The sequence below is a fragment of the Bradyrhizobium sp. 6(2017) genome, from assembly GCF_011058295.2.
GTDB classification, from domain to species: domain Bacteria; phylum Pseudomonadota; class Alphaproteobacteria; order Rhizobiales; family Xanthobacteraceae; genus Bradyrhizobium; species Bradyrhizobium septentrionale.
Map to the genome: position 1 here is coordinate 1,705,835 of NZ_CP049289.2, position 13,499 is coordinate 1,719,333.

19 protein-coding genes are annotated in these 13,499 nt (G+C 64.1%); 6 read left to right on the forward strand and 13 right to left on the reverse strand.

The window, feature by feature from the left end; all coding sequences use genetic code 11:
- Positions 1-152: 152 nt before the first annotated feature.
- Both G6P99_RS07980 and G6P99_RS07985 read right to left on the reverse strand, forming a co-directional pair.
- Positions 153-296: a hypothetical protein gene (locus G6P99_RS07980; RefSeq protein WP_165127734.1), complete on the reverse strand. Its 144-nt coding sequence runs from the start codon at positions 294-296 to the stop codon at positions 153-155.
- Between the two features lie 155 nt (positions 297-451).
- Complete coding sequence (locus tag G6P99_RS07985) at positions 452-748, reverse strand: DUF4282 domain-containing protein (protein ID WP_029083497.1); 297 nt, start codon at positions 746-748, stop codon at positions 452-454.
- 315 nt (positions 749-1,063) lie between these two features.
- On the opposite strand from G6P99_RS07985, the gene G6P99_RS07990 reads away from it, so the two are divergent.
- The 3 genes from G6P99_RS07990 to G6P99_RS08000 all read left to right on the forward strand — a co-directional run bounded on the left by G6P99_RS07990 (position 1,064) and on the right by G6P99_RS08000 (position 2,330).
- Entirely contained in the window at positions 1,064-1,522 is a 459-nt protein-coding gene (locus G6P99_RS07990) for a MaoC family dehydratase (RefSeq protein WP_029083496.1), read from the forward strand.
- 8 nt (positions 1,523-1,530) lie between these two features.
- Positions 1,531-2,013 carry a MaoC family dehydratase gene (locus G6P99_RS07995; protein WP_029083495.1) on the forward strand — a complete coding sequence of 161 codons (483 nt, stop codon included), beginning with the start codon at positions 1,531-1,533 and terminating at the stop codon, positions 2,011-2,013.
- Between the two features lie 173 nt (positions 2,014-2,186).
- Positions 2,187-2,330 carry a hypothetical protein gene (locus G6P99_RS08000; protein ID WP_016841369.1) on the forward strand — a complete coding sequence of 48 codons (144 nt, stop codon included), beginning with the start codon at positions 2,187-2,189 and terminating at the stop codon, positions 2,328-2,330.
- 140 nt (positions 2,331-2,470) lie between these two features.
- On the opposite strand, the gene G6P99_RS08005 is transcribed toward G6P99_RS08000, so the two are convergent.
- The 7 genes from G6P99_RS08005 to G6P99_RS08035 all read right to left on the reverse strand — a co-directional run bounded on the left by G6P99_RS08005 (position 2,471) and on the right by G6P99_RS08035 (position 7,464).
- Entirely contained in the window at positions 2,471-2,608 is a 138-nt protein-coding gene (locus tag G6P99_RS08005) for a hypothetical protein (RefSeq protein ID WP_165127736.1), read from the reverse strand.
- Positions 2,609-2,927: 319 nt separating this feature from the next.
- Positions 2,928-3,347: a hypothetical protein gene (locus G6P99_RS08010; RefSeq protein ID WP_029083494.1), complete on the reverse strand. Its 420-nt coding sequence runs from the start codon at positions 3,345-3,347 to the stop codon at positions 2,928-2,930.
- A gap of 154 nt (positions 3,348-3,501) precedes the next feature.
- Positions 3,502-4,455, reverse strand: a complete 954-nt coding sequence (locus tag G6P99_RS08015; RefSeq protein WP_029083493.1) for a hypothetical protein — start codon at positions 4,453-4,455, stop codon at positions 3,502-3,504.
- A gap of 284 nt (positions 4,456-4,739) precedes the next feature.
- A complete protein-coding gene (locus G6P99_RS08020) occupies positions 4,740-5,174 on the reverse strand; it encodes a nuclear transport factor 2 family protein (RefSeq protein ID WP_029083492.1) in 435 nt (144 codons plus the stop codon).
- 448 nt (positions 5,175-5,622) lie between these two features.
- The gene (locus G6P99_RS08025; RefSeq protein WP_029083491.1) at positions 5,623-5,883 is read right to left on the reverse strand and encodes a hypothetical protein; all 261 of its coding nucleotides are present in this window, start codon (positions 5,881-5,883) and stop codon (positions 5,623-5,625) included.
- A gap of 121 nt (positions 5,884-6,004) precedes the next feature.
- On the reverse strand, positions 6,005-6,448 hold the full coding sequence (locus G6P99_RS08030) for a nuclear transport factor 2 family protein (protein WP_029083490.1): 444 nt from the start codon (positions 6,446-6,448) through the stop codon (positions 6,005-6,007).
- A gap of 203 nt (positions 6,449-6,651) precedes the next feature.
- Complete coding sequence (locus G6P99_RS08035; RefSeq protein WP_029083489.1) at positions 6,652-7,464, reverse strand: hypothetical protein; 813 nt, start codon at positions 7,462-7,464, stop codon at positions 6,652-6,654.
- Positions 7,465-7,607: 143 nt separating this feature from the next.
- On the opposite strand from G6P99_RS08035, the gene G6P99_RS08040 reads away from it, so the two are divergent.
- The 3 genes from G6P99_RS08040 to G6P99_RS08050 all read left to right on the forward strand — a co-directional run bounded on the left by G6P99_RS08040 (position 7,608) and on the right by G6P99_RS08050 (position 9,319).
- Positions 7,608-7,847 carry a hypothetical protein gene (locus G6P99_RS08040; protein WP_029083488.1) on the forward strand — a complete coding sequence of 80 codons (240 nt, stop codon included), beginning with the start codon at positions 7,608-7,610 and terminating at the stop codon, positions 7,845-7,847.
- A 101-nt stretch (positions 7,848-7,948) separates the two neighbouring features.
- Positions 7,949-8,140, forward strand: coding sequence for a hypothetical protein (locus G6P99_RS08045; RefSeq protein ID WP_245284812.1), 192 nt, complete (start codon positions 7,949-7,951; stop codon positions 8,138-8,140).
- Between the two features lie 939 nt (positions 8,141-9,079).
- Positions 9,080-9,319 (forward strand): SEC-C metal-binding domain-containing protein, encoded by a 240-nt coding sequence (locus tag G6P99_RS08050; protein WP_246709471.1) that lies wholly within the window; start codon positions 9,080-9,082, stop codon positions 9,317-9,319.
- 24 nt (positions 9,320-9,343) lie between these two features.
- On the opposite strand, the gene G6P99_RS08055 is transcribed toward G6P99_RS08050, so the two are convergent.
- From G6P99_RS08055 to G6P99_RS08070, 4 genes are all read right to left on the reverse strand, one after another.
- Positions 9,344-9,787 (reverse strand): pyridoxamine 5'-phosphate oxidase family protein, encoded by a 444-nt coding sequence (locus tag G6P99_RS08055; RefSeq protein WP_029083486.1) that lies wholly within the window; start codon positions 9,785-9,787, stop codon positions 9,344-9,346.
- 3 nt (positions 9,788-9,790) lie between these two features.
- Positions 9,791-12,703, reverse strand: coding sequence for an excinuclease ABC subunit UvrB (uvrB, locus tag G6P99_RS08060; RefSeq protein ID WP_084518612.1), 2,913 nt, complete (start codon positions 12,701-12,703; stop codon positions 9,791-9,793).
- A gap of 287 nt (positions 12,704-12,990) precedes the next feature.
- Entirely contained in the window at positions 12,991-13,197 is a 207-nt protein-coding gene (locus G6P99_RS08065) for a hypothetical protein (RefSeq protein WP_371261221.1), read from the reverse strand.
- The gene (locus G6P99_RS08070) at positions 13,194-13,430 is read right to left on the reverse strand and encodes a hypothetical protein (RefSeq protein ID WP_035977688.1); all 237 of its coding nucleotides are present in this window, start codon (positions 13,428-13,430) and stop codon (positions 13,194-13,196) included. The genes G6P99_RS08065 and G6P99_RS08070 overlap by 4 nt, the downstream gene beginning before the upstream one ends.
- Positions 13,431-13,499 lie beyond the last annotated feature (69 nt).

Sequence of the window (13,499 nt, forward strand, 5' to 3'; positions counted from 1 at the left end):
CGGCTCTCGCGCGTTTTTTGCGCGATCATGCTTGAACAGTGAGATGCCATTCCGGGGCGATGCGTGAGCATCGAACCCGGAATCTCGAGATTCCCCGATGCGCAATGGCGCATCTGAGGTTCATGCTTCGCATGCACCGGAATGACAGGGCGCTACGCCACCATCAGCAGATAGAACACGATCACCGGCGCCAGGGTCAGGATCACCGACCAGATGCCGACAGCCCATAAAATATCCTCGGTCGTAAAGCCCGGCTCGGCAGCCGGCCTCACGGCAAAACCATTCCTCGAATTCACGACGCCCCCGCGTTGGTCTTAAGCGCAATGCAGAGGCTGATACGCGAGCGGCTTTAAAATCCCGGTCGGAAATTCGCGGGCATTTGCGCGCTTGTGCTACTTCGGATTAACCACGGCTCGCCCGGCAGGCCGCGTCGGGCCGGAGGCGTTGCGCCTCAGTGCATCGCTCCGTCCCGGTCGCGGATCGCGCCGAGATGCTCGTTGATCCGGAATACGATCAGGATGAACTCGGCGGCGATGCGCGAGAACACGATGCCGACGAACATGCTGGCGATCGACGCGAGCAGTTGGATGAAGCCGACGAACGGGCTGATCGCCATCGCGGTGAGGCTCCACAGGATGCCGGAGATCCCGAACAGCACGATGACCGCGATCACGAGCCAGTAGAACGTCTTGATGATCGTGGGCGTGATGAAGCGGTCCCACTGAAACAGATCCTGGAAATCGAACATCGTGGTTCTCCCGGCCGCCGAAATATGATTCGCATCGCATCCTACTGCGTCATCCCCGGCGTTAGCACTTCATCCAGGCCGCCTGCGGGGAGGCGCCCGTCAGGACGAGGCCTTTGGCCGGGCCAATGGTTCGGGACGGCGCCACAGCGCCGGCCGCACCATCGGGATCGATACCGCAGAAGCCCAGTCTGTCCCGCCAAAGGCGAGCCCCGGACCGGGCGCCGGCAGTCCAGGGGCGAGCTATGCGAGTGGGCCGGTTGTGATTGCCGCAAATAACGGCCACAATCGGGCTTCCTTCCGGCTTATCCTTACCCCATGACCACACTGACCTTCGAAGACTTCAAGCCCGGCCATTTCGGCACGTTCGGCCCCCGCCATGTGTCGCGCGAGGAAATCCTTAGCTTCGCCGCCGAATTCGACCCGCAGCCGATGCATCTCGACGAGGAGGCGGCGAAGAAATCCATGCTCCGCGGCCTGTCGGGCTCAGGCTGGCATCTCGGCTCGCTGATGATGCGGATGCTGTTCGACGGCTTCATCGGCCGCACCGCCTCGCTCGGCTCGCCCGGGGTCAACGAGATGCGCTGGGTGGCGCCGCTGCGTCCGGGCGACGATTTGACGCTGGACGTCGACGTGGTCGAGGCGCGCGTCTCGAAGAGCCGGCCCGAGACCGGCATCGTCACCTTCAAGGGCACGATCCGCAACGCGCGCGGCGAGATGCTGTGCGAGATGGAGTCGCCGATCATCATCAGCCGCCGTGACGCTGCGAGCGCATAGGAGAGGTCATGCGCTTTTTTGAAGACATCGAAATCGGCGCGCGCCGCGAGTTCGGCTCCTTCACCTTCACGCCTGAGGACATCAAGCGCTTTGCCGCGCAGTTCGATCCGCAGCGCTTCCATCTCGACGAGGAGGCGGGGCGCAATTCGCTGTTCGGCGGGCTTGCTGCGTCGGGCTGGCATGTCGCCAGCGTCTGCATGAAGCTGCTGGTCGCCGACGGCAAGCAACTCGCCGCCGAAGCTGCGGCGCGCGGCGAAACGGTCGCGGTCTGGGGGCCGTCGCCGGGCTTCCGCGAACTGCGCTGGATCCGCCCGGTGCTGGCAGGCGACACCATAAGCTTCACCAACCAGATCGAGACCAAGCGCACCTCGGAGAAGCGGCCCGAATGGGGGATCCTCCAGGCGCGCAACACCGGCGTCAATCAGCGCAATGAGGTGGTGTTCTCGTTCCTGGCGACCGCCTTCGTGCCGCGGCGCAATCCCGGTTCCTGATGTTGCCCGCACGCCTCTGATGTTGCACGGACGCCATGGTTAGCAGATTACTTCTGCTGGCCGACGCAGTTGTGCATTGCGTGGAACTCATTTTTTGCTAACGCATTCTGAACCTTTGTCCCTGCCTTATGGTTTGAGGGCACGAACTCCTGACGAAGACTTTGGGGATGACAATGGCAGATCGCAGCGCGCTGAAACTCGTCGGCATTATCTTCGCGACGGTCACGGTTGTGGTGATGCTGGCGACCGGAATGGTCGTGAAGGGCTTCGCCGACGGCAATTATTCCTTCGAAACCACCGCGAGCATCGATCGCTGATTCAGCGTCCATAGCCCTGGGCGCTCAGGGAGCGCCGGCCGAGTTTATTTTTTCAATGTGATCTATCGGTAGGCTGCGTCACACTTCCCCGGATCAAGCTCAGCTTCTCGTCGAACGCATTCCAGTCACGCGAAGCGCATTTAGCGATTCCAGATCAGCACCATCACGACGGTCGCGGCCGCCAACAGTCCGATAAACCGGATCATGATCGTGCCAATGCCTTGCCGCGGCTGGCGCAGCGGTATCGGATCGGCGTTATCCGGCCGGACGCTCTGCATGAATTTGTCTCCAAAGGGGCGCCCCACCAGGCGCGGTCCGGACGTCTGCTCCGGATTGGACGCGGGCTCGGCATCTAAAGTTCAAATCAAGTTCTGCAAGAATTGACGTCGCGGAATTTACACCGCGCTGAATAACGAATCGTTCTGCGTTGTATCAGGGCATGCAATACGAAGCCGCCGCCTCCGGTTCGGAGCGGCGGCTTTCAGAGCGTTTTCGAGCGAAGTGAGTAGCGGTTCGCGTGAAGAAAACGCGTCAAAACACAATCAACAGCCCCGTTCCGATCCAATCGGAACGGGGCTCCTTGACGACTGGTCCGGATCAGCTGTTGCGCAGGCCGTCGGCGGCGCGCTTCCACTGCGAGACGTTGTCGGCGATCATGCGCGTCGACTTCATCGCGGCCTGGCTGAGCTGGGCATAGCCGGAGATCTCGCGCTGGACGCGCTGGCCTTCGGCGTGCAGCAAATCGCGCAGGCTTTCGAGTTCGCCGATCAGCTTCTCGATCTCGGCGAGCGAGGTGCCGGCGACGCGCTGGATCAGCGAGTTGACGTTGTTGACGGTCGCATCGGTGTTCGGATCGGTCGGCGCGGTCTCCGGGCTCGCCACCGGGCGGCGCAGATAGGCGATGTCGTTGCGGACGAAGTCGCGGATGCCGGCTTCGACTTCCGAGACCGCAGCGAGGTTGGTGTCGACCTCGGAAGTCTCCGTTTCGGCTTCCTCGGTACGGTTGGTGGCGTTCATCGGCTTTCCCCTGGTTCGCAATAGCGAAGCGCGGCTTGTCCCCCGCACGACGAATTGATGAAGTTACGGACCTATCAGTGCCGCCGAATTTGACCGCATCTGGGCCAAGTTGGGGCAATGCTTGATCATTAGCGCGACAGGGCTAACAGATCGTTCACCACGTTCGCTTGTAGCCGGCACTGATGCTCTTGCTGGTCGTGCCCTGGGAGGTCTCGCCGACCGAGCCGGAGACGGTGACGCCGTCGAACAGCTTCTGCTCGGCGCCGATCCGGCGCAGCCATTTGTCGTCGGAGGTCGACTGCGTCTGGCCTGCGGTGATGCTGGTGCCGGAGTCGTTCACGGAGAGGGTTGCCGACTGATCGGTGTCGTAGCTGCGCGACGGGTGGCTGGCGATGCCGGGCACCGGGACCACGCCCTGCTGGATGACGTTGTAGCCGTTTTGCAGCGTCAGCGAATACTGCTCCGAGAGCGGCACCGACTTGCTCAAGGAGGTGCCGATCTTGCTCTGGTCGGCGCCCGGATCGACCCGTGCCTCGACCGAGGTCTTGTCCCAGATCGAAGCCACGCCGCCCGCCGAGATCGACGCCCAGGCCGAGCCGCCGGACTGCGGCAGGCTGCCGCCATTGGCGAGCCGTTCCGACAATTGCTCCGATGTCGTCATGGTGCCCTGTTTGGCGACTGTCATGTCGGCGCCGATGCGGGTGTCGAGGAACGGCGAGACCGACTGCTTGACTGACACCGCCGACGAGCCGTTGCCGTTGCGGTTGGTGGACCAGGCCGGATCGTTGGCGGCGACGCTGCCGCGCTTGGCCGCGTTCTTCGGCGCCAGGGTGGGCAAGCTGGTGGAGTCGGTGTCGAGCTGGCTCCAGTCGAGCTTGCTCTCGTCGATGTCCTTCAGGATATCGGCGTCATTGGCATCGGCCGCCGGCGGCGCCTCGTCGGCCGCAGCCCCGGCGTCGGCCGCAGCGCTATCTTGAACGTTATCCTGGGCCGGGGGAGTGATCTGCAGGGGTGGGCTCTGCGCGGCGGCGGAAAGCGCCATCGCCATGCTGAAGCCGGCCGCCGCTACCGGCAGCCTTGCCCAGCCAAATCGTGATGTAGAGGTCATTCCCAGCCCGCAATTCCAGAGCCGCAGTATGCGGTTTTCGTGGTGCGAAATTGTGGCAACGGGCCGCTGGAGGCGAGTGAGAGCGGCGTGATCGCAAGTGACGCCAATGTGACCGTCAATGTGATCGTCATGTCCGGGACGAGCGCGAGCGCGCCCACAGGGCGTCCCCGTGCGGCCGGTTCGGGGCTGGCAAAACCGGCCGCATCCCGCCCGGAGAGCCGAACGCGAAGGCGCGCTTCGTGCTTTTGGCCCGGACATGACGAAGGCGTGAGCCCGGGGGCGGGTTAGACCGCGATCCGGGGCAAATGGATCGGATAGCCGACGGTCTGCTCGACCAGGTCGAAACTGTCGACCAGCACGCGGAAGCTCGTGAGCTTGCCGGCCTTGAACTGCGCAAAATGCGCGATCCGGAGCGAGATCGGCTTGTTGGAGTCCAGGGCCGTCAGCGAATAGCGCAGCATCGAGGCCGCCGTATCCGCTCCCAGCATGATGGACTCCCGGTCGAAGCGGTGAACCCTGAGGTTCTCACCGATCTGCTTGATCACCTCGAGGACCGCGGCCTTGCCGCGGCGCGAGCCGAAGAAAGAAAACAGGTCGATCGGCCCGTAGATGGCCCATTCGACCTCGTCATCGAGCAGCGGCTCGACGTCTGCAAGCTGGCGTTCGTTGATCGCGCGATGCAACGCGCGCGAAAAACGCCAGAGGCTGTGCTCTGTCATTTTGATCTCGTCCTGGAAACTGGATTTTCAAAGCAAACGAATGGCAGGGGGTCAGCGCCGACGCCCGCCAGGTTGCTGCACATCGCTGTTGCTGCCTGAAATAGTCCGGAAGGGCGAAAACGCAAATGACATTTTTGCAATGCACAATTGCGCGGAATTCTACCGGAATGTGACCGCCGCCCGCTGGCGCATCAGGCGGGCCAGTGAGGGACGCGCCGGCGGCAGGGTTCCCTCCCCCCTTGCGGGGGAGGGTTAGGGAGAGGGGTGGCCACTCGGCAATCTCTCTCAAAGTGCGTCTCAACGATGCGATGCTGGAATTGCAACATCGACGCTGACGTCGACCGTCTCGCCGGGGACTCACCCCTCGCCCCAACCCTCCCCCGCAAGGGGGGAGGGAGCCTGGCGTGCGTGCTCACCTTACGTAACGAGTGACATTCGCTTCCGCAATTCAGCGGTCGCGCTGCCGCACTGGCTGCCGCTCGATCACGATCTCGGCGTCGCGGATCGCGACCACCGCGAACAGCAGCGCGCCGCCGACACCGCCGATCGCGGCGCCGAGCGGCATGAAGGTGAAGAACACTAGCGTTCCGCTGTCGATGCCCGAGGTTCTGGCCAGTCCGATCCAGCTGAGCCCGGCGCCGATGCCGAGAGCGGCGCCGCCAAGGGCGCCCAGTGCAAGACCAAGCACAGCGAGCAATGCGATTTTCATCGTGATTTCAGCCCCGACCGCAACAAGCCCAGTGATAGGTCTTTGCCGGGCCTTCGAGGTTCAACGCCGGCGTGCAAAATTGCGTGCCTGACGGCGCCGGGATCTTCTCTGGCTTTCGGGACTACTCCGCGTTCTGGCCGAGCAGCGCCGCGGCGAGATCGCGCTCCAGCACCTGCTGGATCAGGTCATAGGTGTCGATGATCTCGCGGATCTCGATGATCTTGCCGTCACGCAGCGTGTAGAACACCGCGACGTCGAACTGCACGACGCGCCGGTTGTGGCGCTTGCGGAAGAACACGCGCAGCTGCGCCGCCACCCGGTCGCCCTGGGCCACTACGATCGGCGCCTCGTAGCGCATCTCGGAATAGCGCTCGTGGATCGTGGTCCACATCTGGCGCAGCGCGGGCTTGCCGCGGTGCTGGCCCATATGCGGCAGGATGTCGATCGGCGCATTGGCGAGAAAGGCGACGTCGTCGCTGCAGTGGTCGAGCGCGCCCTCGATGCCGCCGGCATAATAGACGTCGAGGAAGTTCAGGATGCGCTGCCGGTTCAAATCCCCGCCCATGATCGACTCCGCCGGTTCCATCATCCGACTCGCCCTCGGCTCACATTGTGAACCGAAGCGTTCCACAATCAACCACATGTTTGACGCGCGAAACGCGATTAGGTTCGGCAACTTGCGCGTGCATTGTGCCTCATCGGGCAGACGGTGCGCCGAGCCGCTGCGGGCGGCCGTTATGGCGCGGCATCTCATCCGACGGCGTGGCTTTAATCCGACGGCGCGGCCCTGCCGGTCACGAGGTCGATGATGAGCCGCTTCTTCTTCTCATAGCCTTCCGGCACGAACGCCTCGCCGGGCAGCAGGTCGTGGTACAGTTCCTTCGGCTTCGGAAAGCCTTCGCCGCAGGCGGTGCGGATGGTCTCGTCGTCGGCATAGTCGACGTCGACTGCCACGGTGTTCTGGCGCGGGCCGGCGGCGAGGTTGGAGAGGCCGAAATATTTCAGCCCTTCGTTGCGCATCACGACGTTGGAGCCATAGGCGCTGACCGCATCCTCGGCCCTCATCAAAAAGTCGGGCGCAATCTCGATGCGCTTGCCGGACTTTTGGGAAAACGCCAACCGCGCCACTGCGCTTTCGAGGATGCCCTGGCCCATGTGACCGACCGCGCAGATCAGTGCATCCTGCCGCTCGTCCTTAGGCGTCACGATGCAGTCATGGCCCTGCGCGCCGGGCAGGAAGCGGATGAAGCGGGCCGTCTTGCCGCTCTGCTCGAACAAGGCGACGCCGCCGAAATCGGTCGCGTGCGGCTCGCACTCGCTTTCATAGTTGACGACAAGCAGCGCATTGTCAGCGAGGAAGCGTCCGGCATAGCGCTCCTCGGTCAGCTTGACGTCGCAGGCTCGGCCTTCGCCGTGCGGATAGGATGTTGCCCGCGTGCAGGCCGATCCCTTGATGTTGGCGGCCGCGCAGAATGTCGAAAGCAGCGCGCGGTCTTTGTCCTGTGCGCGGGCGGGGCTCGCGATGAGGAGGATTGCCGCACAAAGTGCCGGCGCGAGGAGGGCAATCTTCGATTTACGCATGTTTCTGAAACGCGATGTCCGCAATGCGGTGGCATTTAGAGCATGATCCGGAGGAATCCGCAGCGGTTTTTCTGTAGAGACGGGGCGGGAACCGGCGAGGCCGCTTCGCCGTTGATGCGGCAGCATTGCATTGGAGCCACATCATGAAATCGATCGTTCTCGCGTCCGTCATTGCTGTCACTGCGCTTGCCGCCACGTCGCCCGCCGACGCCAAGGGCTGCATCAAGGGCGCGGTCGTCGGTGGCGTCGCCGGCCATTATGCCGGCCATCACGGCGTACTCGGTGCCGCCGCGGGGTGCCTCTACGGCCGCCATCACGCCAAGGAGCAGGCACGCCAGCAACAGCAGCGGCAGGCCCAGCCCTCGCAGCAGGAGAAGCTGTAGAGCCCGATCAGTCGTGACGCCGCGTTTCCGAAACGTGAAGGCGCGTTTCGGGAACGCCGCCCGCACCGGCGGTGTTGTCTCGTTGCGCAACGGAGACGATGATGACGAAACCAAAGACTGGAAACATCCAGCCCGTTCCCGCCGACAACCAGAGCCACAAGGGCCCCGGCAGCGCCCCCGGCGTTCCCCTCGACACCACCAAGGGCCATCGCGACGACGAAAAGCAAAACATCCGCGAGCAGGCCGCACACGGCAATCTGACCCAGAACACCAGCAACAGGCGGTCGGGGTAGGGCCCGGTCCGCACCACACCCCCGGTGTCGTCCTGGCGAAAGCCAGGACCCATAACCACCGCATTCGGTAATGAACGGGAGCGCGGCCGCAGCGCCGCGCAACAATTGAGATTTGGGGTAATGGGTCCTGGCTTTCGCCAGGACGACGATGACAATCCGATTCACGTGTCAAACAGCCTGTACGGTGTCATCACCCGCGCATGCGGGTGATCCAGTATTCCAGAGACGTCAGCGATTGAATCGAGGGGCCGCGGCGTACTGGATCGCCCGGTCGAGCCGGGCGATGACAACTGTAGTGGGGACGTAGCTTCGTATTCTCGCGACATGATCTGTCCGAGCTTTGCGTTTCGTCTCACCCTCTCCTCGAACAGAGGGCGCAGGGAAAGCCGGGTGCCGATCGCACCCATGGGCCCCGAGCAATGGGTAGAAAGCTCGGGGGTAGGACCACAGGTGTAACCGGAAACAACCCGGCTTTCCCTGCGCGATGGGTTACGGCTTACTTCGTGCTCTCCCCGGCGAGACTGGGCTTGTTTGTCACCGCTTTCACAAAGCGCTGCGCGCTTTACGAGAGGACACCGGCCGCTAGGGCGTCAGGACCACACGACTTCACCGTCCGCCTTGTGTGCACTCGTCTCTCGCACGCTCGGCGTCCACCGCATCCCACACCGCGTTCGTGACGATCGCGAAGCGCCCCTCGATCGGGTGAGACGGGAGCATTGAACATCTGAGTTGGGTCAGGTGTCAAGTCAAATTCTGAAAAGCCGAACATCGCAAAATTCCCGAAGTGGTTCGCGCACGCCTGCGCGCCGATGTTCTTTGACGCCGGCATTCGACGTCCAGTAATTGGGCGATCGGCGCGCGATGCGCCGGAAGTTGATCGGCTGACGCCGCTTCCAAATTGGCCTTCGCCATGCTAGCTGAGCGCCGCGGCAATTGGCCGTGTTCGCAGACCAATGGAGGGCATCATGCGCAAGGATCGCGATCTCGAAAACCTCCCCAGCTTTCAGCATCACGCGTAAGCGGCGGAAGTCCTTCCCCTCGGAAACCCACGTCAAACGCGGGCGTCGCGTCGTCCATGGCGACGTCGAGCTGAGCGAGAAGCTCGGCCGCAATGATCTGTGCCCGTGCGGCTCCGGACGCAGGTTTCAAGGCCTGCTGCATGACGTCCGGAGCGCATGACGGCGCCAACCGCAACTATTACTTTTAGGGAGTAATCGAAGATGACGCTGTCGACGGCAGCGTCATCTCCTCGATCCGCGGCGGCTTCGCGCCGAAATCACTGAACCTCACCCAGCGCGGCCGTATGCGCACATATCCGATGTCCGGCCAGGTCTCGCGCTCCGGCCCGTCCGGCCACGCCGCGAAATAGACCTGCTTGCATGCGGCGAGCTCCGCGCCACTCGGAAAGTCCGCGATGCCCTCGACCTGCGCGGTCTGCTCGGCGTCCCAGCCGATCACCAGCGCGGCACGAGGATCGGTGCGGAGGCTCTGGTATTTGCGCGAGGTGGTCAGCGTGTCGAAGATGATCTCGAGGTCATCGCTGACCGCGATCCCGACGACCGCCGCTTGTGGTGCGCCGTCACGGATCGTGCTGACGACCGCGAGCCTATGCTTCCGCAAGTAAGTGAGAAGTTCGGTGTGCGTCATGACCTACCGCTTCTTCCACCCACCCCGCTTCCCCGGCGCCCCGCCGCTGCTCCGCGGCGAGGGCCCGAACTCCGGCCCTGACTGCCGCGAGTCGGTCGGCTGGATGATGCGGCTCGTGGTGCCGAACGGCTTTGCCGGCAGCGCGCCGCTGGGGCGGAAGGGCAGCGATTCCGGGCCGTGCATCTCGTCGAGGTCGGGCTTGTGCACGCGTGAGCCGGACTTGCCGCCGCGGCTTGCCTTGATCGAGGTCTGCGCGGTCTTGTTCTTCAGCGCGGCCACCGGCAAATTAGCGGCGTCGCCGTATTTCCGGGTGCCGGCATAGGCGCCGGCCTGCTTCTGCACGTTGCGCTGCTTGGCGGTGGGGTCGTCGACCACGGCCATCTCGGTGGCGCGCAGCCGCTTGACCTCGTCGCGCAGGCGGGCGGCTTCCTCGAAGTTCAAATCGGCGGCGGCCTCGCGCATCCTGGTTTCGAGATCGCTCAGCACAGCCTCGAAATTGTGCCCGATCGAGATCACGTCGTCGGCCATGCCGCCGTCGCCGATCTCGACCAGCACGTGGTCGCGCTCGTAGACGGAGTTGAGGATGTCGCCGATCGACTTCTTCACGCTCTCCGGCGTGATGCCGTGTTCCGTGTTGTACTCGACCTGTTTCTCGCGGCGGCGGTTGGTCTCGGCGATGGCGCGCTCCATCGAGCCGGTCATCTGGTCGGCATAGAGGATCACCTTGCCGTCGACATTGCGCGCGGCGCGGCCGATGGTCTGGATCAGCGAGGTCTCGCTGCGCAAAAAACCTTCCTTGTCGGCGTCGAGGATCGCGACCAGCGCGCATTCGGGAATGTCGAGGCCCTCGCGCAGCAAATTGATGCCGACCAGCGCGTCGAACGCCCCGAGTCGAAGATCCCGGATGATCTCGATGCGCTCGATGGTGTCGATGTCAGAGTGCATGTAGCGGACGCGGATGCCCTGCTCATGCAGATATTCGGTGAGGTCCTCCGCCATGCGTTTTGTCAGCACCGTGATCAGCGAGCGATAGCCGGCCTGCGCGGTGGCGCGGACCTCGCCGACGAGGTCGTCGACCTGGGTGCGCGCAGGGCGAATATTGACGGGAGGATCAATCAGGCCGGTCGGGCGGATCACCTGCTCGACGAACACGCCGCCTGACTCGTTGAGCTCCCAGCCGCTCGGCGTCGCCGACACCGCAACCGACTGCGGCCGCATCATGTCCCATTCCTCGAAGCGGAGCGGGCGGTTGTCCATGCAGGAGGGCAGGCGGAAGCCGTATTCGGCCAAGGTCGCCTTGCGGCGGAAGTCGCCGCGGAACATGCCGCCGATCTGCGGCACAGTGACGTGGCTCTCGTCGGCGAACACCAGCGCGTTGTCGGGCACGTATTCGAACAGCGTCGGCGGCGGCTCGCCGGGAAGCCGCCCGGTGAGGTAGCGCGAATAGTTCTCGATGCCGGCGCAGCTTCCGGTCGCTTCCATCATCTCGAGATCGAACGTGGTGCGCTGCTCGAGCCGCTGCGCTTCCAGCAGGCGGCCCTGGTCGTTGAGCTGGTCGAGCCGCATCTTCAACTCTGACTTGATCGACTTGATCGCCTGCACCAGCGTTGGGCGCGGCGTCACATAGTGCGAATTGGCGTAGATCTTGATGAATTCGAGCTCGTCCTGCTTGTGGCCGGTGAGCGGATCGAACTCCTCGATATTCTCCACGGTGTCGCCGAACAGGTTCACGCGCCAGGCGCGGTCCTCATAGTGCGCCGGGAAGATGTCGATGACGTCGCCGCGGACGCGGAAGGTGCCGCGGGTGAACTCGGCCTGGGTGCGCTTGTATTGCAGCGCCACGAGATCGGCGATCAATTGCCGCTGGTCGATGCGCTCGCCCTTCTTCAGCGCGAAGGTCATCGCGGTATAGGTCTCGACCGAGCCGATACCGTAGATGCAGGACACCGAGGCGACGATGATGACGTCGTCGCGCTCAAGCAGCGCGCGCGTCGCCGAGTGGCGCATGCGATCGATCTGCTCGTTGATCGAGGAATCCTTTTCGATGTAGGTGTCGGTGCGCGGGACGTAGGCTTCCGGCTGGTAGTAGTCGTAGTAGCTGACGAAATACTCGACCGCGTTGTCGGGGAAGAAGCTCTTGAACTCGCCATAGAGCTGGGCGGCCAGCGTCTTGTTCGGCGCGAGGATGATGGCGGGGCGCTGCGTCGCCTCGATCACCTTGGCCATGGTGTAGGTCTTGCCGGAGCCGGTGACGCCGAGCAGCACCTGGGTGCGGTCGTTACGCTCAATGCCTTCGACTAGCTCCGCGATCGCGGTGGGCTGGTCGCCCCTCGGCTCGTAGGACGACTTGATCTCGAAGCGCACGCCGCCTTCGGATTTCTCCGGGCGCGGCGGCCGGTGCGGGGTCCATACCCGCGTCGAGCCGTCGTCCTTGCGGAATTCCGGACGGCCGTCGCGAATCAAATTCTCCAGCGCGTCGGCGGTCGCCTTGACGCCGAGCGCCTCCATCTTGCTGCGCGGCGGCCGCGCCAGCGCTTCGTCATCGTCCTCGGCGGTCGGCAGCCCGAGCTGCCGCGCCAGTTCCGGATCGAGAGTCGGGATGGTGGCCGAGGTGCCGTAATTGGCCTGCGGCGCCTCGCCGAGGCCGGCGGTATCACGCCTGGCGACGTCCTCGCCGGTCTCGCGCGTCGAGGCCCGCGCGCGATGCGCGGCGGCCTCGCCGCCGGCGCGGCGGTCCCAGGAATTGTCCGGCGGCGGCTGCAGGCCGGTGCCCGAACCCATGCCGGCATCGCCGCGATTGATCGCGGGATTGAGCAGCTCAGCCAGCGCTGGCCCGATCGGTTGGACGTCGGGCCGGTGCGCCTTGGATTTGGGGGATTTGCCGGGCTTTTTCGGAGTGTTCGGTGTCTTCGCCATGCCGGGAATATGGGACGAGTCCGGCAGCGAGAAAAGGGCAAAGGGCGCGCGGATTGGCGTGTTGGCGAGGCTGCTGACAGCAGGGTGTCAGCAGAGCTTCGGTCCGTGATGCCGCCGCATCGGAACTCGGCCCCCTCTCCCGCTTGCGGGGGAGGGCTGGGGTGGGGGGTCTCTCCACGAGTCGCGTCGTGGAGAGAGCCCCCACCCGGATCGCATCTTTCGATGCGATTTGACCTCCCCCGCAAGCGGGAGAGGTGCACAGTGTGCGTGGTGAGAGTTGGTGGGCCTCAGGCCCGCGGCCGGTCGACGATGTCGAGATGGATGCCGCCGCAGCCGTCGCAGCGCATGGTCCAATAGTCGGCGGCGCGGCCGGGAATGACGCGCAGCAGCGACAGCGGAGCGGCGCATTCCGGGCAGCTGGTTCTGACCTGCGCCGGCCAGACCGGATCGGGCTCGCATTGCGGGACGATGGCGATCACGACGTTGCCGGTCACCCCGATACCTCGGCCACCGGCACTGTCATGCCAGACCGCTGTGGGAACCGGTCGATAGCTTTCTTCGCGTCGGCGATCGCCGCATCCGGATCGGACCACGCAAAACCGATGTCGAGCATCGGAAACAGAATGCCATCGATGACGACCGGCCTTTGATCGACCCGTTGAATCCTGGCGTGCCATTGCCCCTTCCCCACCTCAAAAGACTTGATCTCAAAACCGCTGTAAATCATTGCGCGACCTCGGGATGCCCAGCTCAAGGAAAACACGGGCGCGCGGGGGCAAATGTGAAGCAGATCACA

What these genes read in the sequence shown, in the direction of transcription:
- G6P99_RS07985 (WP_029083497.1), bottom strand. Translation starts at nt 748, where the DNA reads ATGTTCGATTTCCAGGATCTGTTTCAGTGGGACCGCTTCATCACGCCC.
- G6P99_RS07990 (WP_029083496.1), top strand. Translation starts at nt 1,064, where the DNA reads ATGACCACACTGACCTTCGAAGACTTCAAGCCCGGCCATTTCGGCACG.
- G6P99_RS07995 (WP_029083495.1), top strand. Translation starts at nt 1,531, where the DNA reads ATGCGCTTTTTTGAAGACATCGAAATCGGCGCGCGCCGCGAGTTCGGC.
- G6P99_RS08000 (WP_016841369.1), top strand. Translation starts at nt 2,187, where the DNA reads ATGGCAGATCGCAGCGCGCTGAAACTCGTCGGCATTATCTTCGCGACG.
- G6P99_RS08005 (WP_165127736.1), bottom strand. Translation starts at nt 2,608, where the DNA reads ATGCAGAGCGTCCGGCCGGATAACGCCGATCCGATACCGCTGCGCCAG.
- G6P99_RS08010 (WP_029083494.1), bottom strand. Translation starts at nt 3,347, where the DNA reads ATGAACGCCACCAACCGTACCGAGGAAGCCGAAACGGAGACTTCCGAG.
- G6P99_RS08015 (WP_029083493.1), bottom strand. Translation starts at nt 4,455, where the DNA reads ATGACCTCTACATCACGATTTGGCTGGGCAAGGCTGCCGGTAGCGGCG.
- G6P99_RS08020 (WP_029083492.1), bottom strand. Translation starts at nt 5,174, where the DNA reads ATGACAGAGCACAGCCTCTGGCGTTTTTCGCGCGCGTTGCATCGCGCG.
- G6P99_RS08025 (WP_029083491.1), bottom strand. Translation starts at nt 5,883, where the DNA reads ATGAAAATCGCATTGCTCGCTGTGCTTGGTCTTGCACTGGGCGCCCTT.
- G6P99_RS08030 (WP_029083490.1), bottom strand. Translation starts at nt 6,448, where the DNA reads ATGGGCGGGGATTTGAACCGGCAGCGCATCCTGAACTTCCTCGACGTC.
- G6P99_RS08035 (WP_029083489.1), bottom strand. Translation starts at nt 7,464, where the DNA reads ATGCGTAAATCGAAGATTGCCCTCCTCGCGCCGGCACTTTGTGCGGCA.
- G6P99_RS08040 (WP_029083488.1), top strand. Translation starts at nt 7,608, where the DNA reads ATGAAATCGATCGTTCTCGCGTCCGTCATTGCTGTCACTGCGCTTGCC.
- G6P99_RS08045 (WP_245284812.1), top strand. Translation starts at nt 7,949, where the DNA reads ATGACGAAACCAAAGACTGGAAACATCCAGCCCGTTCCCGCCGACAAC.
- G6P99_RS08055 (WP_029083486.1), bottom strand. Translation starts at nt 9,787, where the DNA reads ATGACGCACACCGAACTTCTCACTTACTTGCGGAAGCATAGGCTCGCG.
- uvrB (WP_084518612.1), bottom strand. Translation starts at nt 12,703, where the DNA reads ATGGCGAAGACACCGAACACTCCGAAAAAGCCCGGCAAATCCCCCAAA.
- G6P99_RS08070 (WP_035977688.1), bottom strand. Translation starts at nt 13,430, where the DNA reads ATGATTTACAGCGGTTTTGAGATCAAGTCTTTTGAGGTGGGGAAGGGG.